Origin of the sequence: Pigmentiphaga sp. H8 (assembly GCF_003854895.1) — a bacterium.
GTDB lineage: Bacteria > Pseudomonadota > Gammaproteobacteria > Burkholderiales > Burkholderiaceae_B > Pigmentiphaga.
The window spans coordinates 1,725,849-1,742,701 of record NZ_CP033966.1 but is presented as its reverse complement, the minus strand read 5'-3'; the positions used below and the strand labels follow the sequence as shown (position 1 = coordinate 1,742,701).

General features: G+C 66.5%; 16 protein-coding genes. 9 read left to right on the top strand and 7 right to left on the bottom strand.

The window, feature by feature from the left end; translation table 11 throughout:
- The first annotated feature begins 27 nt into the window (after nucleotides 1–27).
- The gene (locus EGT29_RS08230) at nucleotides 28–1,245 is read left to right on the top strand and encodes a GGDEF domain-containing protein (protein WP_124688564.1); all 1,218 of its coding nucleotides are present in this window, start codon (nucleotides 28–30) and stop codon (nucleotides 1,243–1,245) included.
- 160 nt (nucleotides 1,246–1,405) lie between these two features.
- On the top strand, nucleotides 1,406–1,729 hold the full coding sequence (locus tag EGT29_RS08225) for a DUF4148 domain-containing protein (RefSeq protein ID WP_124688563.1): 324 nt from the start codon (nucleotides 1,406–1,408) through the stop codon (nucleotides 1,727–1,729).
- Nucleotides 1,730–1,781: 52 nt separating this feature from the next.
- Here the strand turns inward: EGT29_RS08225 and EGT29_RS08220 are convergent, their stop codons facing one another.
- Nucleotides 1,782–2,585, bottom strand: a complete 804-nt coding sequence (locus EGT29_RS08220; RefSeq protein ID WP_161567744.1) for an IclR family transcriptional regulator — start codon at nucleotides 2,583–2,585, stop codon at nucleotides 1,782–1,784.
- Between the two features lie 179 nt (nucleotides 2,586–2,764).
- Here EGT29_RS08220 and EGT29_RS08215 point away from each other — a divergent pair, with 179 nt between their 5' ends.
- From EGT29_RS08215 to EGT29_RS08195, 5 genes are all read left to right on the top strand, one after another.
- Nucleotides 2,765–3,238 (top strand): flavin reductase family protein, encoded by a 474-nt coding sequence (locus tag EGT29_RS08215; protein ID WP_161567743.1) that lies wholly within the window; start codon nucleotides 2,765–2,767, stop codon nucleotides 3,236–3,238.
- Nucleotides 3,239–3,260: 22 nt separating this feature from the next.
- Nucleotides 3,261–3,608 (top strand): VOC family protein, encoded by a 348-nt coding sequence (locus EGT29_RS08210; protein ID WP_124688560.1) that lies wholly within the window; start codon nucleotides 3,261–3,263, stop codon nucleotides 3,606–3,608.
- Nucleotides 3,609–3,671: 63 nt separating this feature from the next.
- Nucleotides 3,672–4,700 carry an LLM class flavin-dependent oxidoreductase gene (locus EGT29_RS08205; RefSeq protein WP_124688559.1) on the top strand — a complete coding sequence of 343 codons (1,029 nt, stop codon included), beginning with the start codon at nucleotides 3,672–3,674 and terminating at the stop codon, nucleotides 4,698–4,700.
- Nucleotides 4,701–4,704: 4 nt separating this feature from the next.
- Nucleotides 4,705–5,550, top strand: coding sequence for an alpha/beta fold hydrolase (locus EGT29_RS08200; protein WP_124688558.1), 846 nt, complete (start codon nucleotides 4,705–4,707; stop codon nucleotides 5,548–5,550).
- 32 nt (nucleotides 5,551–5,582) lie between these two features.
- Nucleotides 5,583–6,557, top strand: a complete 975-nt coding sequence (locus tag EGT29_RS08195; RefSeq protein ID WP_124688557.1) for a tripartite tricarboxylate transporter substrate binding protein — start codon at nucleotides 5,583–5,585, stop codon at nucleotides 6,555–6,557.
- A gap of 27 nt (nucleotides 6,558–6,584) precedes the next feature.
- Here EGT29_RS08195 and EGT29_RS08190 read toward each other — a convergent pair whose 3' ends face one another.
- Nucleotides 6,585–7,859 carry an MFS transporter gene (locus tag EGT29_RS08190; protein WP_124688556.1) on the bottom strand — a complete coding sequence of 425 codons (1,275 nt, stop codon included), beginning with the start codon at nucleotides 7,857–7,859 and terminating at the stop codon, nucleotides 6,585–6,587.
- 111 nt (nucleotides 7,860–7,970) lie between these two features.
- Nucleotides 7,971–10,022 (bottom strand): bifunctional diguanylate cyclase/phosphodiesterase, encoded by a 2,052-nt coding sequence (locus EGT29_RS08185; RefSeq protein ID WP_124688555.1) that lies wholly within the window; start codon nucleotides 10,020–10,022, stop codon nucleotides 7,971–7,973.
- A gap of 313 nt (nucleotides 10,023–10,335) precedes the next feature.
- Between EGT29_RS08185 and EGT29_RS08180 the strand changes: the two genes are divergently transcribed.
- Entirely contained in the window at nucleotides 10,336–11,412 is a 1,077-nt protein-coding gene (locus EGT29_RS08180; RefSeq protein WP_124688554.1) for a permease, read from the top strand.
- Between the two features lie 30 nt (nucleotides 11,413–11,442).
- On the opposite strand, the gene EGT29_RS08175 is transcribed toward EGT29_RS08180, so the two are convergent.
- From EGT29_RS08175 to EGT29_RS08160, 4 genes are read right to left on the bottom strand one after another with little or no spacing between them, the layout of a single operon-like run.
- Complete coding sequence (locus EGT29_RS08175) at nucleotides 11,443–13,599, bottom strand: cytochrome P450 (protein WP_124688553.1); 2,157 nt, start codon at nucleotides 13,597–13,599, stop codon at nucleotides 11,443–11,445.
- Nucleotides 13,600–13,618: 19 nt separating this feature from the next.
- Complete coding sequence (locus EGT29_RS08170; RefSeq protein ID WP_124688552.1) at nucleotides 13,619–14,587, bottom strand: tripartite tricarboxylate transporter substrate binding protein; 969 nt, start codon at nucleotides 14,585–14,587, stop codon at nucleotides 13,619–13,621.
- Nucleotides 14,588–14,626: 39 nt separating this feature from the next.
- Nucleotides 14,627–14,917 (bottom strand): DUF1330 domain-containing protein, encoded by a 291-nt coding sequence (locus tag EGT29_RS08165; RefSeq protein ID WP_124688551.1) that lies wholly within the window; start codon nucleotides 14,915–14,917, stop codon nucleotides 14,627–14,629.
- A 13-nt stretch (nucleotides 14,918–14,930) separates the two neighbouring features.
- Nucleotides 14,931–15,749 carry an HpcH/HpaI aldolase/citrate lyase family protein gene (locus EGT29_RS08160; protein WP_124688550.1) on the bottom strand — a complete coding sequence of 273 codons (819 nt, stop codon included), beginning with the start codon at nucleotides 15,747–15,749 and terminating at the stop codon, nucleotides 14,931–14,933.
- 240 nt (nucleotides 15,750–15,989) lie between these two features.
- Here EGT29_RS08160 and EGT29_RS08155 point away from each other — a divergent pair, with 240 nt between their 5' ends.
- Nucleotides 15,990–16,829: a hypothetical protein gene (locus EGT29_RS08155; protein ID WP_124688549.1), complete on the top strand. Its 840-nt coding sequence runs from the start codon at nucleotides 15,990–15,992 to the stop codon at nucleotides 16,827–16,829.
- Nucleotides 16,830–16,853 lie beyond the last annotated feature (24 nt).

Genomic DNA, 16,853 nt, shown 5'->3' with positions numbered 1-16,853 from the left:
TAGACCGGGTCGTTCAGGAGTGCCAAATTGGACTCGTCCCTGCCACTTACCGCCAGCCAGGCCCTGGCGCTCGGCAATCCCGCGATGTGCCTGCTGTTCGCGCTGGGCTTCGCCTGCCTGTGGGCCCACGAGCGTCCGCGCGCCTATCTGCTGCTGTACGCCGCCGCCTTCGCCGTCTACGCCGCCGGTACCCTGTTGCGCATCTTCGATCACGCCGATATGACGGGCGACGACCTGGCCGCCGCCGTGCTCTACGTGGGCAGCGCGCTGCTGCTTGCCCGCGGCCTGCTCGCGCGCTGCGGCATCGACGCCGACGGATCGCCGCTGGGCGCGCTGGGCATCGCCATCCTGGTCCTGCTGCTGCACTTCCACATCATGCAGAACGACGTCCCCGCGTTCGCCTATACGCTGGGCGTCGGCCTGGGCGCGCTGCTGCTCCTGGCCTGGATGCGGCTGGGCACGCTGCGCCGCGGGGGCATAGCCGACCAGGTCCTGTACTGGATGCTTCCGCTCGTTTGCGCCTGCCTGTTCCTGGGCATTTCCTGGGTCGCGGGCTCGACCCCGCCCCAGTCAGGCGAGTTCGTGCAGCCCAACGCCTGGCTGCTGGCTCTTCCGCCCGCCGCCCTCGTCCTGGTGCTGGGCGGGTCGCTGTTCGCCAGCGCCCTGTCCGACATCATCGCGCCGCTCAAGCACGAACGCGTTACCGACCCGCTCACGCAACTGAAGAACCGCCGCAATTTCGAAGACCTGAGCCTTGGCCGCCCGCAGCGTCACCCGGAGTATCCGTTCAGCCTGGTGCTGCTGGACCTGGACACCTTCAAGGCCATCAACGACACCTATGGCCACGCCGCGGGCGACGCGACGCTGGCCGAGATGGGAAGGATCATCCGCGACTGCACCCGCACCGGCGACATGGCCTGGCGGCTGGGCGGCGACGAGTTCGCGATCCTGATGCCGGGCACCCCGGCGGCCGGGGCGGTCCAGGTGGCCGAGCGCATACGCGCGCAACTGGCGCTGACGCGCCTGGAAAACCCGCGCGGCGATTTTTCCGTGACGGCCAGCTTCGGCATCGCGCAGTCCCGGGTGGACGAACCGCTGTACGAACTTTTCGCCCGCGCCGACATCCTGCTGTACGCCGCCAAGCGGCAGGGACGCGACCGGATCTCCTGTGCATCCGGACAGGAACGGGGGGGCGCCCGCGACGCCGCGGCGCCGCGCGAGGGCGAAGAAATGCTGTCGCTCTAGCCGGCGACCACCCGCCTTCGAAACATCCGATTGTTGGTGAAACTGGAAAAGTCATTTCCAAATCTTCGGTATTTAAAAGGATTCTTGCGCGCCCATCTTCAAAGCACGGCGGTTGACACGACGTCCAGCCGCCCGACACCCCACACTTTGGAGATATGCCATGAAAGCCATTGCCTACACCACCCTGATCGCCGCGACTCTGTTCGGCGCCGCCGCCCATGCCGACCAAGGCAACAACTACGGCAACGATTTTCCGCCCCCCGACATCTCGACCACGTCCCAGTTGACCCGCGCCCAGGTCCTTGAAGAACTGGCGCAGGCCAAGGCCAACGGCGGCATCGTCTACGGCCAGGAAGGCTTCCCCGACCAGACCGTCCAGCAAGCCAGCAAGCCGGTTGACCGCGCGCAGGTCCGGCAGGAGCGCAACGAATACAACGCGGCCAATCGCGTCGGCGGCCCGGGCGAATACCCCGCCAACCTGTAAGCAGACAGCCGCTGTTTCGCAAGGCGTGCCGGGGCAAACCCCCGGCACGCCTTCATTCGGCCCAGAGACTGGCCGGCGCGCCCAGCAGGCGCGACAACGCCCTGCCCTTTTCCCGTAGCGCCCGGACCTGCGTACTGTCCTTGCTCGTGTCCAGCAGCGACATGGGCGACGTGATCGTCAGGCCATAGGCCACCTCGCCGTGCACGTTCCACACGGGCACGCTGACCGCCAGATAGGTCGGCAAGGCACGCAGTTCCACCACCGAATACCCCCGCTCCAGTACCGGGGCACGCATGGCCGCGAGCCTGGCCTCGGCCTCCTGCGGCGTGGGCGCCAGCCCATTCGCCTCCAACTCCCTCTTGAGCACGGGCAGCACCGCCTGGTCGGCAAGATGCGCCGCGAACACATGGCCGGCGGCCGTGTGCAGCATTTCGACCGGGCCGTTGCGCAGCTCGAAGACCCGGCCGCGCACCGCCGACTGGTTGACCAGGATGACCGGGCCGTTGCTCCAGATGACCACCGCCACGCCCAGGCCGGTTTCCTCGCTCAGCGCGACGGCGGCCTCGCGCACCAATTCGAAGTGATCGACGTCGCGGGCGGCGGTCATGCCGAGCGCCGCCAGGCTGGGACCCAGACGGTACAGGCCGCGGCCGTCGCTCTTGACCATGCCGACGCGCACGAAGCTGGCGAGATAGTTGTGGGCCGCGCTGGCCGTGATGTCGGCGCGCGCCGCGATGTCTTTCAAGGCCACCGCGCCGGGGCCCATCTGGATGGCCACCAGGATGCGATAGCCGATTTCCAGGGATTGGATGCCCCGAGGCCCTGGGCCGGGTGCCGGAGCGGTGCCTGCCTTCATGGGTGTCATGGATCCGATAGACCGATCAGGAAATACGCGCCGCGTGGGGCCGAGCGTGGCGCCGATTGTACCTGCCGCCCCCCGGCCCCTCTTGACAGGGGGCCGTCGCGCCGCCTACGATAAATTTAACAATATCAAATTATTCAATAATATTGAATATAGGAGACACCCTAATGGGTATGTCCGACTCCGCAGCCTTCAAGACGGCCATGCGGCGGGTTCCCGCCCCCGTCACGGTCATCAGCGCCGCCCATCGGGGCGAACGCCGGGGCCTGACCGCCACCGCCGTCTGCAGCGTCAGCGCCGAGCCGCCGCAATTGCTCGTATGTGTGAACAAGCGGGTCCGGGCCCACGACGCCATCGGACAGGCGGGCTATTTCGGCGTCAATTACCTCAGCCATGGCCAGGCCGACATCGCGCACGCCTTCTCCTCGCCGTCGGGCGCCCCGGGCGGGCGCTTCGAGACCGGCGACTGGACCGAGGGCGAGACCGGCGCGCCGCTGCTGCGCGATGCGCTGGCCACGTTCGAATGCAGGGTGGTCCAGGCCGTCGACGGCGGCACCCACACGCTCTATATCGGCGAGATCGTCGGCATGACCGACAGGGACGATCTGTCCCTGCTCTACAAGAGCGGCCTGTTCAGCGCCGCCTGACACCCATCTGGAGGAAAGACCGATGACGGTTTCTTCGATACGCATGGGCTACCACGTCGCGCGCGACATGGCCGCCCTGAGCGCCTTCTACCGCGATGCGCTGGGACTGGCTCCCCGTTTCGCCGACGGCTCCCGCTGGGCGGAGTTCCAGGCGGGGGCATCCCGCTTCGCCCTGGCGGCGCCGCAGGAAGCCCCGCCCGATGCACGCGGCGCGGTACTCGTATTCGCCTGCGACGACCTGGACGGCATCCGCGCCCGGGTGCTGGCCCAGGGTGGCCGGGTACTCGATCAACGCGACATGGGCGGCCATGGCCGGGTCGTCACCGCCGCGGATCCCGCGGGCACCGTGTTCCAGCTGTTCGCCCGCTAGGGCCCGTTCTCCCTAGCCTCCGGTTCGAGCCGGCCCGCTTTCCACGCCTACAAGGGAAATCCCATGAAGTTCGCCGTTTTCGATCATATGGACCGCGGTACCGTCCCCCTCGCCCAGCAGTACGAAGAAAGGCTGATCCTGACCGAAGCCTACGACCGGGGCGGCTTCCATGCCTATCATGTCGCCGAGCACCATTCGACGCCTCTGGGCATCGCGCCGTCGCCCAGCGTCTATCTGGCCGCCGTCGCCCAGCGCACCCGCAGGCTGCGCTTCGGCCCGCTGGTCTACACCCTGGGCATGCATCACCCGCTGCGGGTCATGGAAGAAATCTGCATGCTGGACCAGTTGAGCCACGGCCGGCTCGAAGTCGGGTTCGGACGCGGCATCTCGCCCTACGAGCTGGGCTACTACGGCGTCGATCCCGAGCAATCGCAGGGCATCTACCACGAGTCCTACCAGATCATCATGCAGGGACTGACCCAGCCCGTCGTGAATTTCCAGGGCAAGCACTTCGACCTGCGCGACGTACCGGTGGAAATGCAGTGCCTGCAACGGCCCACCCCGCCGATCTGGTACGGCGCCGGCACGCCGGCCGCCACGCAATGGACCGCGGCCAACGCCATCAACATCGTCTGCAACGGCCCCGCGACGCAGGTCCGCGCCATTACCGACCAGTATCGCCTCCACTGGCAGGAACTGGGCCATGCCGCCGAGGCCGTCCCCTGCCTGGGCATGAGCCGGCACGTGGTCGTGGCCGACACCGACGCGCAGGCGATGGACTCGGCCCGGCGCGCGTACCGACGCTGGTACACGCACCTGATGCACCTGTGGGTCAAGCACGGGACCCTGCCCAGAACCCTGTCCTTTCCCGACAACTTCGACGACGCGCAACGCGCCGGCCTTTGCATCGCCGGCTCGCCCGCCACGGTCCGGGACTGGATCGCCGAAGCGGCGGACCAGGCCGGCATCAACTATTTCGTCTGCCGCCTCGCTTTCGGCGATCTCACCCTGGCCGAATCCCTGCGCTCGACGGCACTGATGGCGGAGTTCGTCCTGCCCGCGCTGGCCAGCCCCGTGACCACGGAGGCCTGATCCGATGCCCGCCCTGTCAGCCGTGGACCGGCGCCTGCTCGGATCGGACCTGCCCCCGCTGCGGCACGCGCTTCTGCCTTCGGGAAGCACCCTGGAATACCGCGACACGGGCCATGGCGCCGACGCGGTCCTGCTGCTGCACGGCATCGGATCGAGCTCGGCCGGCTATCGTGCGCAACTGGCCGGCCTGTCCACGCAACTGCGGCTGCTCGCGTGGAACGCTCCCGGCTTCGGCGCCAGCACGCCGCTCGCCTCCCCGGCGCCGGACGTGCATGCCTACGCCGCAGTGCTCGCCGCCCTGCTGGACGCCTTGTCCCTGGACCGCGTGCATCTGGTCGCCAGTTCCTGGGGCACCTTGATCGCCCAGGCCTTCGCCGGGCGATATCCGGAGCGGACACGGGCCATGGTGCTGTCGGTGCCGACCCGGGGCTACGCCCACCTCCCTCTGGACGAGCGCACCCGGCGCATGGCCGAACGGCTTTCGCCCGCGGCCAGGGTCCAGACACCCGAGGAACGCGCCCCCCGCTTCCTGGGCCCCGCCCCGGACACGCTGGTGGTCCGGCGCTTCGGGGAACTGCAGGCGGCGGTGCACCCGGCGGGACTGGCACAGGCCACGCACATGCTGTTCGACTGCGACGCGCTTGCCCTGGCGGCCGCCGTCCATGTGCCCACGTTGATCCTGGCGGGCGGGGAAGACCGCGTCGCACCGCCCGTCGAACATGCCGAGCGCCTGCGCGGCGCCCTGGACGGCGCCGCGCTCGAAACATTCGCGGGTTGCGGCCATCTGCTCAAACTCGAAGCCCCGGACCGATTCAACCGCAGCGTCCACGACTTCCTGCGCCACCATTGATTACACGACGAACACCACCGAGGAGACACCCCATGAAGCATCGCTGGTTCCACCTGACCTGGGCATGCGCCCTGGCCGTCGCCGCCGCTCCCGCCCATGCCCAATCCCAGTCCTGGCCGGACAAGGCGATCCGCATCGTCCTGCCCGGGCCGCCAGGCAGCAGCCCCGACCGGATCACCCGGCTGCTTGCGGACCATCTGAACAAGAAATGGAAACAGCCCGTCGTGGTCGAGAACCGCCCCGGCGGCACGACGCGGATAGGCGCGGAAATCGTCGCCCGCGCCGCCCCGGACGGCTATACCCTGCTGTCGACCTTCGTCTCGCACGGCATGGTCAAGCTGCTGTATCCCGAAACGCCCTACGACCCCATCAAGGACTTCACCCCCGTCGCGCAACTGGTCGACACGGAAACCGTCTTCGTGGTGCGCGCCGACTCCCCCTACAAGACGCTCGCGCAACTGGTCGAAGGCGTGAAGACGCGCGGCAAGCCGCTGGGCGTGGGCAACTTCGGCACCGGCTCGAGCTTTCATTTCTACAGCCTGATCCTTGGCCAGGGAGCCGGCATGGAAGTGCTGCCGGTTCCCTACAAGGGCGAGGCGCTGTCGCTGGCCGACATGCTGGGCGGACACGTGGAATCGAGCTTCAACTCGGTCGGCACCGCCCTGCCGCATATCCGTGAAGGCAAGGTACGCGCCCTGGCGGTGCTGGCGCCCAAGCGCTCGAAGGTCCTGCCCGAAGTCCCGACATTCACCGAGCTGGGCTTCCCCCGCCTGCGCGAGGGGGGCTGGTTCGGCATCCTGGCGCCGGCCGGCACGCCGCGGCCGATTATCGACAAGCTGCACGCCGACATCCAGACGGTGCTGCGCGATCCCGAGGTGACGGCATGGCTGCGCAACCAAGGGCTGGAGCCGGCCTTCGTGAGCGCGGACGCCTTCGGGCAATCGATGCAGCGCGAGGCCGGCGAGTGGGCCAAGCTGATCAAGGAGTTCAACGTTTCGGTGAACTGACGCCCGCCGCGCCGGCGGCCCGCTTCCTCAGCCCGCCGCCGGCGCGGCGCGCGGCACCAGCAGCGTCGCGCGCCGGGGCAGGCGCATGGACAACAGCGCGGCCGCCACCAGCAGCGTGCCGGCCGCGCCGAACGACACCCAGTGCGTACCGAAGGTCTCGTAGCCCCAGCCGCCCAGCCACGAGCTGATCATGCCGCCGAACTGGTGCCCCAGATAGGCCCAGCCGTACAGGATGCCCACCAGCTTCACGCCGTAGATGTCGGCCAGCAAGGCCGACGACAGGGCGATGCTGCCCGACCAGACGATGCCGCCCAGCGTGGCGGCCGTGTACAGCTCCCAATGCGTGCCGACCACGACCAGCGCGAAGAAGCCCAGGCCGCGCACGAGATAGATCGTGGCCAGGATGTCGCGCCGGGGCAGCACGTCGGCCAGGCGTCCCAGCACCAGCGTGCTGAACACGGCCACCGCGCCGATCAGGCCGATGCCCAGCGCGCTGGTCATCGCGTCGAAGCCGTGGTCCATCAGCATGGGCACGCCGTGCGATCCCAGCAGGTTCATGCTGAACCCACAGGCGAAAAGACCCAGCGCGATCTGCCAGAAAGGCGCGGAGCGCAGCGCGTCGCCCACGCGCAGGCTGGCCGCGGCGGGTCCGGGCTGCGTGGCCTTGGCGGTGGCCCGTGCCGCGAGGTCCTCGGGCCGCAGGTCGGACTCGGGCGGGGCATTGTCGCGGAAGATCAGCAGCGCGGCGGGCACCGTGAACAGGGCGAAGGCCGCCGCGAAGACCAGCATGGTCGTGCGCCAGCCCAGCCAGGCGATGAACGACGTGAACACCGGGGTCATCAGCGCGATGCCCGCCATCGACCCGGTGGATAGAAAGAACAGCGCCATGCCGCGCTGGCGCGTGAACCAGCGGGTCAGGATGGGCGTGAGCGCCACCGGGCTGGTCAGTCCCAGCCCCACCGACTGCCCCACTCCGAACGCCAGGAAGAACGCCAGCGGATGGCGCGCCAGGACCGTGGCGATGGATGAAACCACCACCACCACCATGCCCGTCAGCAGCACGAAGCGCGTGCCGCGCGCGGCCACGAGATAACCGGCCAGCGGCATCGCCAGGCCATAGCAGAGCATGCCGATCGCGACCATGCCGGCCAGCATGCTGCGGCTGAAGCCCAGGTCTTCGATGATGGGAAGGAAGAACGGGCCTATGCCCATGCGCATACCGACGGTCAGCAGCGTCAGGCCCGTAGCCGCCGCCACGATGGTCCAGCCGAAATACCAGTTGCCGATGCGTTGCCCAGCCAATTGTGTCCCCTTGCCTTGATTCGAGCCGCCACGGCGCGCTGCCTGGCCTGCCGCAAGGATACCCTCAACCGCCGGGCATTGCCGTCCGCTGTCCGGTCAATGCCTTCTTTCCTAAGGGTGCACCAGCCTGTCTGCCGCGGTGACCAGGGATATCTGGCCGCTGTTGACGATCTGGCCCAGCGGCACCGGACGGCCGAGCAGAAAGCCCTGCACTTCGTCGCAGCCTTCCTTGCGCAGCAGCGACAACTGGCCCGGCGTCTCGATGCCCTCGGCCAGCACGGGAATGTCCAGGCTCTTGCCCAGAGCCAGGACCGCGCGCACGATGGCGCGGGCCTGCGGGCTGGATTCGACCTCGCTCACGAACGAGCAGTCCAGCTTGATCTTGTCGAACGGGAAGGTACGCAACGTCTCGAGCGAGGAATAGCCGGTGCCGAAATCGTCCAGCGCGATGCTGACCCCCAGCGCCTTGATCTCGCGCAGCATGTACAGCGAGCGTTCGCGGTCCGCGAACAGCGTGGACTCGGTCAACTCGAGCTCCAGCCGCTCCGGCGGCAGCCCGGTGTCGGCCAGCACGTCCTGGATCAGCGTCGGCAGGTCGGCGTGGGCGAACTGCGCGCGCGACAGGTTGACCGCCACCTTGTAGGGAGGATCCCACGAAGCGGCCCGCGAGCACGCGTTCCTGAGCACCCATTCTCCCAGTTGCAGGATGAGGCCGTTCTCTTCGGCCAGGGGAATGAACTCGACGGGCGGGACGTAGCCGCGCCGCGGATGCAGCCAGCGCAGCAATGCCTCGTAGCCACGGATCTCGCGGGTTTCGACGGCGGTCTGCACCTGGTAGTGGATGTCGAGCTGGCCGCTTTCGAGCGCCTCGCGCAGTTCGCTGGCCAGGGTACGCCGGGCGCGGATCGCCTCGTCCATCGACGGCTCGTAGAAACAGACGTTCTTCAGCATGTCCGACTTCGCGCGGTACATCGCCAGGTCGGTATTGCCGATCAGCATGCTCTTGTCGCGGGCATCGTCGGGGTAGATCGCCACGCCCAGGCTGGCGCCCGGCACCGCTTCCCAATCCTCGACCTGGATGGGGGCGAACAGCGAGGTTTCCAGCCGCGACAGGAAATCTAGCAGCGAGCCCTCGCGCATGCGGTGGATGGCCACGAACTCGTCGCCGCCCAGCCGCGCCACGAACTCGCCTTCCTGCAACAGGCTGCGCATCCGCTGGGCCAGCACCACCAGGACCCGGTCGCCCGCGGCGTGGCCGTGCAGGTCGTTGATTTCCTTGAAGCGATTCAGGTCGATGCCCACCAGCGCGATGCGTCCGCCCGTCTGGTCGGCCAGGTAGATCTCGTTGTCCAGGCGATCGTTGAAGCTGCTGCGGTTGGGCAGTTCCGTCAGGCTGTCGGTCAGCGCCATGCGGCGCAATCGTTCAAGCGACTCCGAACGCACGCTGTCGTCGATCAGATAGCTGGCCACGCCGGCGCCCACGATCACCAGCGCCACGCCGGCCACCGCCAGGCCCAGCGCCTGCAGCGCCTGCGGCTGCGCGAAGATGCCGTCGACCAGCATGGGCGAGACCTGGAACGCCGTCATGCCGGTGAAGTGCAGGCCGGCGATGGCCAGCCCCAGCAATCCGCCGGCGGCATACCGCATGGCGGGGCGATCGAGACGCGCCGCGGCGTGCAGCGCCAATGCCGCAAATGCCACGGAGATCAAGACGGACGCCACCAGGTAACCCGGATCCCACGACACGAGGCCCTGCACCCGGTACGCCAGCATGCCGATGTAGTGCATGAGCACGATCGCGACACCCACCACCGCGCCACCCAGGGCTGGCGCGAACCTCAGGCGCCGGCTGCAGGCGAGCGCGAAGCCCGGCGCGGCGCCGACGACGGCCACCAGCAGGGACAGCACGGTCAGCACGGGATCGAAGGCGACCGGCGTTCCAGGCTCGAAACCGATCATGGCGATGAAGTGCGTGCACCAGATCGCGGCGCCGGCCGCCACCGCCGTCAGGACATGCCATCCAAGGCGCTGTACGCCCGAGGTGCCAGCCGCCCGCTGGAACAGCCGGACGGTCACCCAGGAGCCCGCGCAGCAGATCAGGACGGCGACGAGCACCAGCCAGGGATTGTGGCTGTAAACGATACATCCCAAGACGGTCATCATGGCGGGTCGCGTTTCCTGCGCGGCGATGGCCGCGCCCAATAAAAAAGCCCATGCGATCACGGGCTGGAACGACGTTGCGACGCAAGGGTTGGCGGGGGCTTCCCCGGGCTCGCATGGCCAGCGATTGTAAGTGATTTTGTCTACCGGACTGCATCGGTTCGCGCCAAATGTCAATAGTTGCAGTTCCGATGACTGTTTGTAAAAACGGTAGGCCGCCAGCTCGACCGGGAATCGTGGCACCGCTCAAGCAAAGGCACGCGCAGCCACTAAAATGGCGCCTCCTCGCCAACGACGGCACCTTGCGCAGCCCTTCATGAGTACCCACGCCTCCACACGCTCCGCCCCCCACCCCGCCTGGGCCATCGCGGTGTTCGCGCTGATCGCGATCGCCGGCCTCTTCTACGTGAAATGGTCGCCCTACTACGACCGCGCCTTCGTGGCGGCCGACACACACTCCATCGGCCAGTCCATCCTGATGGGCAAGCAGTCCGCCCCGCCCGCGCCGTCCATGCACGCGGCGCTGGACTATGCGGTGGCCTACGGCCTGGCCATCTGGAAAGCCATGGTGCTGGGACTGCTGCTGGGATCGGGCGTGCAGGCCCTGCTGCCGCGCGCCTGGATACTGCGCATGCTGGGCGGCACCGGCCTGGGCAGCGTCGTGGCCGGCGGCCTGCTTTCCCTGCCCGGCATGATGTGCACCTGCTGCGCCGCGCCGGTCGTGGCCGGACTGCGCAAGTGCCAGGCCGCGCCCGGCAGCGCGGCCGCGTTCTGGCTGGGCAATACCGTGCTCAATCCGGCCACGCTGATCTTCATGGGCTTCGTGCTGGGCTGGCACTGGATGGGTCTGCGCCTGGGGCTGGGCCTGGTGATGGTGTTCGGCCTGGGCTGGCTGCTCAACCGCATGAGCCGGGGCAGCACCGACACCTTCGACGGCGCGCAAATGCAGGCCATGCAGGCCGCGGGCGGCGCGGACCTGGACGACGCGCACGTCTTGCGCCGCTGGATGCGCATCCTGGCCCGCATGACGCTGCGCCTGCTGCCCGAGTACATCGTGCTGGTCCTGCTGCTGGGCGCCGCGCGCGCCTGGCTGTTCCCGGAAATCGGCGCCGGCGTGGACAACAGCGTGCTGTGGATCGTCGGCCTGGCCGTGGCCGGCATGCTGTTCGTCATTCCCACCGCCGGCGAAGTTCCCATCGTCCAGGCGATGCTGTCGCTGGGCATGGCCGCCGGCCCGGCCGCCGCGCTCATCATGACCTTGCCGCCCATCAGCCTGCCGTCGCTCGCGATGGTGGCGAAGTCGTTCAGGCCGGTCGAGCTGGCCGTGCTCATGGCGGGCGTGGTCGGGATCGGGGTGGTGGGCGGAGGACTGGCGGTGGCGCTGGGGTTCTAGGAAGCGCCACCTTTGCGGCATGCCTGGAGCTCACCAATCCAGCACGAGCTTGGCCGTCATCGACTTGGACACACAGGCGGCCATGAGCCGGTTCGACTTCCGCTCATTGGGCGAGAGAAACGAGTCACGATGATCCGGAACGCCCTCCAGCACCGTCGACAGGCACGAACCGCAGGTACCCTCGAAGCAGGATGCCGGAATGGATACGCCGGCCTCCGCGCAGGCGTCGATGATCGACTGGCCGGGTAGAACGCCAACCTCGACGTTGGAGCGTTCCAGCCGCACGGTGAAAGCCTCGAGCGCTCCGTCTCCGGCTTGACGCGCCCCGGGCCTTGGCGCGAACCACTCGGTGTGGAACGACCGCCCAAGCGCCGTCGCAGCGGCCTCCAGCGCGAGCAGGAAATCCTGCGATCCGCACGCATAGACGGGAGCGGAAGGGTCGGTTCTGCCCAGCAGCTCACCCAGCTCCGGACGCCCGGACTCCGACGTAAAGTGACAATGGACGTCCCCAAGCCCGGAGACCCGGTCGAGATACGCCAACCTTTCCCGGCTTCTGCCTATGTAATCCAGCCTGAATGGCGTTCCCTGAGCGCGCGCGGCTTGCGCCATGGACAAGATGGGTGTGATGCCGATGCCGCTCGCGAAGAAATGATAATTTGGCGCCGCCCGCAGGACGAAGTTGTTCGTCGGCCATCGCACACGCATGGTGTCGCCGGTCTTCATCCGGTGTATGGCGTCCGAACCGCCCCGCCCCGTCGCTTCGCGTAGCACCGCGATCCGCCAGCACGAACGATCGGCCGGAGCACCGACCAGAGAATAGGAACGCCTCAGGTCGCCAGGCAGTACCAGATCGATATGCGCGCCGGGAGTCCATTCCGGAAGCTCCATGCCGGAGGAAGGACGAAGCTCCAGTTCGATGACGTCCGTGGCAACGGGACGGATGCCGCCCACCGCCATGGACAGTTCCTTGTGCCCCGCACGGATGACGGGAGCCCCCGCGGCCTGCGTGGCCGGCTTCAGCCTGACCATCAGCTTCGACGGGCCATTGTGCGACCAACTGCTGAATTCCGGCTCTCCGGTGACGACGACGTCGTCGGTCATCGAAAGCAGTTCTTCCAGCGCCACACGCAACTGGGCACGGGCCAGCGCAGCTCCCACGCAGCGGTGAATGCCATATCCCAGCGCAATGTGCCGATTGGGTTTCCTGTCGAAGTCCACCCTGTCCGCGTCTTCGAAGGCTTCCGGATCCCGGTTCGCCGACGCGATCATCAACCCGACTTTCGAGCCTTTGGGAATCAGCCTGCCCGCGACTTCCACGTCGCAGGTCGTCTTGCGGCCTACCGCCCGTACGGGGCTCCAGACCCGCAGGATCTCTTCGATCGCCTGGGGAATGAGCCCGGGCTTTTCTCTCAGCCGCTTCTGGTCCGCGGGCACGGTACCGACGTAGCGGATGATGCTGCCCAGGGCATGCGTGGTCGTGCCATGGCCCGCCTGGAGGAAAAGACGGATGACTCCCGCGATGTCCGCGTCGGTCAGCGTCCGCCCGCCCACCTTTTCATGGATGAGGGCGCTGATCACATCGTTGGGATCGTATGGGGTCCTGCGCCGTGCGTCGATGATCGACTCGATATATGCGTAGATCTCGTCGTTGGACTTCTTGTGCTCGCTCGCATCCCCCACCGCTCCCGCATGGATGATCCGATTGATGGTGTTCTTGATCCTCTCGCCGTCATCGGGGGAGATGCCCAGGAACGTACACTGGACCTGGATAGGCATGTAGAACGTGAAATTCGCCACGACATCCGTTTCGCCAAGCGCGATGCAGCGGCCCAGCAGGCTCCGGGCGGTGCGCCGGATCACCGGCTCCAGCAACCGTATGCGATCGGGCGTGAAGAAGCGGTTCAGGACGTCGCGGAAATCCCCGTGCACCGGCGGATCCACTTCGACAGGGGCGCGCGGTGGACGGTCCGGTCCCGCGTTATCGGGAATCGTTGCCTTGGCGCTGGAGTAGGTTTCCACGTCGAGCGCGGCCTTCACGACATCGTCGAAGCGGGATATCGCGTAGAAGCCATCGAAACGGTCGCTCCAGGCAACGGGGCATTTCTCCCTCAGGCCGCCGTAGACCTCGGCGGGGTCTCCATGCCGGGCAGGCGCAAGAGGATCCCAATCAGGGGGGGGCGTGGGCATTGCGGATTCCTTGGTTGCGTCAGTCGAGCGATATCTTCAGGGACTTCACCACCTCGCCGATCTGCTTCGAATCGGCTGCGGCCACCCTCTGGAGCTCCGCCGGCTCCGCCGCCCAGGGCAGGAAGGTGACCGCCTCGAGACGCTCTTGAACGTCCGGCTCCATCAGCATGCGGCGAATGTCCGCGTTCATGCGGTTGATGAGCGGCTTGGGCGAACCGGCCGGAGCGAACAAGGCGGTCCAGCCGCGTGCCTCGATGTTCGGGCCGCCCGCCTCGGCAACGGTCGGAACATCCGGATAGCTCGGATGCCGCGACGGCGCCGCCAGCGCGAGGAACCTGACCTTCTTCGACTTGTGGAGCGGCCCCGCGGTCGAGCCGGTGCCATATGCCCATGCCAGGTCGCCGCGCGCGATGGAGACGTAGATCTGGGGCGTTTCCCTGATCGGTATGTGCGTCATCGGCGTATGCAATGCCGATGCGAGCATTTCGGCATTGATGTGAAGCTGGCTGCCGATCCCGGAAGAACCGAACGGCAGCTTGCCCTGGGCCGCCTTCGCGGCTGCCGCCAGATCACGGACATCGCGCCACTTGGAGTCGGTGGCGACAACGATGAAATAGTTGTTCGTGAACAAGGGACTTACCGGTTCGAAGTCCTTGAAGGGATCGAAGGGCAGTTTCTTGTAGACATACGGCTGCACGGTGAAAAACGAAGTGTCCAGCTGAAGCAGCGTGTACCCGTCCGGGGCGGCACGCTTGGCCGCCTCTATCGCGATCCAGCCGTTGCCACCGGTGCGGTTGTCGATGATCACCGGGACGTCCCATGCCCGGGAGAGTTTTTCCCCCAGGAGCCGCATGACGTTGTCCGGCCCGGTGCCCACGGGGAACGGAGTGATGATCTTGACCGGCCTGGCGGTGGGCAGTTGCGCCGCGGCCATGGCCGGAACCGTCGCGGCGGCCGCCAGCAGCAGCCGCCGTTTGCTCTGATCCATGATGTCTCCCGATATGTGTCTTCTGGATTCAGCGGCGGGCTACAGGCCGTCGACGATGCGGACGTCCCGCTCGGCACCGTTGCCCAGGGCCTTCAGGGCCGCCTGGTATCCGGCACCGTCGTGGGCGGCGATCGCCTGCTGCGCGCTGTCGAACTCGATCAGGACGACACGCTCGTTGACTCCGGACTCGTAGGCAACGGCAGGCAGGCCACGGGCGACGAACCTTCCGCCGGCCGCCTGAAGAGCCGGGCCGGCAAGCTTGCCGTACTCCGCCAGTGCGGCGGGATCGTTGATCGAGCGGTAGGTCGCAACCCAATAGGCCTTGGCCATGTCTTGTTCTTCCTCAGTTGAAAGACGGTGGAGAAAAGCGTTCGCGCATCTGCCTGGTCTTGGCGGCCGCTCCAGCCGCCAGGAACGACAGGTCGGTGCCGGTCGACACATAACGGGCGCCCAGCTTGACGAAATCCGCCGCGAGCGCGGGATTCGCGTTCAAGCCTCCTATGCCCAGATGCTTTCCATTCGACGCGCAGGCACGCATGCATGTGGCGTAGGCCTGGCGGATCGTCGGATGGTCCAACTGCCCCGGGATGCCCAGTTCGGCGCACAGGTCATTGGTGCCGATGAACAGCATGTCGACCCCCTCGACGGCCGCGATGGCCTCCGCGGCTTCCAGCGCGGCGGCCGACTCGATCATGATGATCACCATCGTGGCGGCATCGATGGCCGCGCTCACCTCGATGGCGGGAAAGCTCCGAAAACGCACATGCGGCAACGCCCCGGTGAACGAGCGGGAGCCGGACGGCGGGTATTTCGCGGCACGGACCACCCGGGCCGCTTCGTCCGCGCCCTGGACGTGCGGCGCTATGACGCCGAGCGCGCCGCCATCGAGCACGCCTGCGATGCAATCGGGGGAAATCGAAGGCACCCGCACGAACGGCGTCACTCCCAGGCTCAGGCCCGCGATGCACAACTGCGAGGTGGCTTCCAGGGAAAAGCTACTGTGTTCCAGATCCACGTAGAAGGAATCGAAGCCGGCGCTCTGCGCAATGCTGACGATCTCGATCGATCGAACGAGCCGCACCGCCATCGACAGCACGAGCTCGTTTCCCGCCAGCTTTTCCTTGACGCGATTTCGCACCAGGTCACGAGGAGATTCTTCCATATATATATCCGCGGTTTATCCAGCATTGAAAACCGGCCCACATGAATGGACCGCAACGGCCGCACGACGCCATGGTCGTTGCGAGCCCCCGTCAGCGTCAAGAATTTTGCGGCGCCCCGAATCTCCTCCGATAACCTCGAGTTATATCCGTGAAGCGTGGCCGCTTGTTATCGGCCAATCTCGTCTCTAGACTCTGCGGACATTATCGAAAGTCCCTTCAAGAAAACGGCAGGAGGATCCATGAAAATCTCGGAAAAGGCCACGGCGGAATCGGGAGTCGTCGGAACCATGAGAGAAGGCGTGCTGGCCCAGAAATTCCTTCTTACTGGAAAAGATGGATCGCCGAATAACTATCTCTTGAATGTCGGACGCACCGGCGCGGGAGGATGGACCGCGCCGCGCCACCGGCACAATTTCGACCAGATCCGCTACGTCCTGAAGGGAAACTACCCTTATGCCAAGGGCAAGAGCATGCCGGAAGGCTGGGTGGGGTATTTTCCCGAAAGCGTCCATTACGGCCCGCAGGACAGGCCGGAAGGATTGGAAATGGTGGTGTGCCAGTTTGGCGGGGCAAGCGGCCATGGTTTCCTGAGCGTGGAAGAACGCGAAGCGGCCAATAGCGAACTGGCCAAGATCGGCGAATTCAAGGACGGCATCTTCACTTACTACGATGAAAATGGAAAACGCCATAACCAGGATGGTTTCGAAGCTTGCTTCGAAAAAGCCATGGGGCGGAAACTGACATATTCCCGCCCACGGTATGACGACCTGGTCATGATGAATCCGTTCAATTACGAATGGATTCCGACCGAAGATTCCGGGGTTTTCCGAAAGGACCTGGGTTCATTCACGGAACGCAGCGCCAGCGTCGGTTTCATTCACCTGGAAGCCGACGCGATTTATCACGACAGACGCCGCGATTCGATCGAGCTGCTCTTCATAAGCAAAGGCCGCGTCGAACTCGGCGATCTCGAATACGGGCCCCATACGGCCTTCGAACTCGACCCCGATGATGGCTGCGTGCGCTTCGCCGCACGCGAGGAAACGGAATTCTTCCGCATCAATCTGCCGAAATTCTGAATCGGACGAATCCAACTACAAGAA

Coding starts and splice junctions, on each gene's coding strand:
- EGT29_RS08215 (WP_161567743.1), top strand. CDS start 2,765: ATGTCCGACTCCGCAGCCTTCAAGACGGCCATGCGGCGGGTTCCCGCC.
- EGT29_RS08220 (WP_161567744.1), bottom strand. CDS start 2,585: ATGAAGGCAGGCACCGCTCCGGCACCCGGCCCAGGGCCTCGGGGCATC.
- EGT29_RS08160 (WP_124688550.1), bottom strand. CDS start 15,749: ATGGAAGAATCTCCTCGTGACCTGGTGCGAAATCGCGTCAAGGAAAAG.
- EGT29_RS08170 (WP_124688552.1), bottom strand. CDS start 14,587: ATGGATCAGAGCAAACGGCGGCTGCTGCTGGCGGCCGCCGCGACGGTT.
- EGT29_RS08210 (WP_124688560.1), top strand. CDS start 3,261: ATGACGGTTTCTTCGATACGCATGGGCTACCACGTCGCGCGCGACATG.
- EGT29_RS08165 (WP_124688551.1), bottom strand. CDS start 14,917: ATGGCCAAGGCCTATTGGGTTGCGACCTACCGCTCGATCAACGATCCC.
- EGT29_RS08205 (WP_124688559.1), top strand. CDS start 3,672: ATGAAGTTCGCCGTTTTCGATCATATGGACCGCGGTACCGTCCCCCTC.
- EGT29_RS08195 (WP_124688557.1), top strand. CDS start 5,583: ATGAAGCATCGCTGGTTCCACCTGACCTGGGCATGCGCCCTGGCCGTC.
- EGT29_RS08155 (WP_124688549.1), top strand. CDS start 15,990: ATGAAAATCTCGGAAAAGGCCACGGCGGAATCGGGAGTCGTCGGAACC.
- EGT29_RS08200 (WP_124688558.1), top strand. CDS start 4,705: ATGCCCGCCCTGTCAGCCGTGGACCGGCGCCTGCTCGGATCGGACCTG.
- EGT29_RS08185 (WP_124688555.1), bottom strand. CDS start 10,022: ATGATGACCGTCTTGGGATGTATCGTTTACAGCCACAATCCCTGGCTG.
- EGT29_RS08225 (WP_124688563.1), top strand. CDS start 1,406: ATGAAAGCCATTGCCTACACCACCCTGATCGCCGCGACTCTGTTCGGC.
- EGT29_RS08175 (WP_124688553.1), bottom strand. CDS start 13,599: ATGCCCACGCCCCCCCCTGATTGGGATCCTCTTGCGCCTGCCCGGCAT.
- EGT29_RS08180 (WP_124688554.1), top strand. CDS start 10,336: ATGAGTACCCACGCCTCCACACGCTCCGCCCCCCACCCCGCCTGGGCC.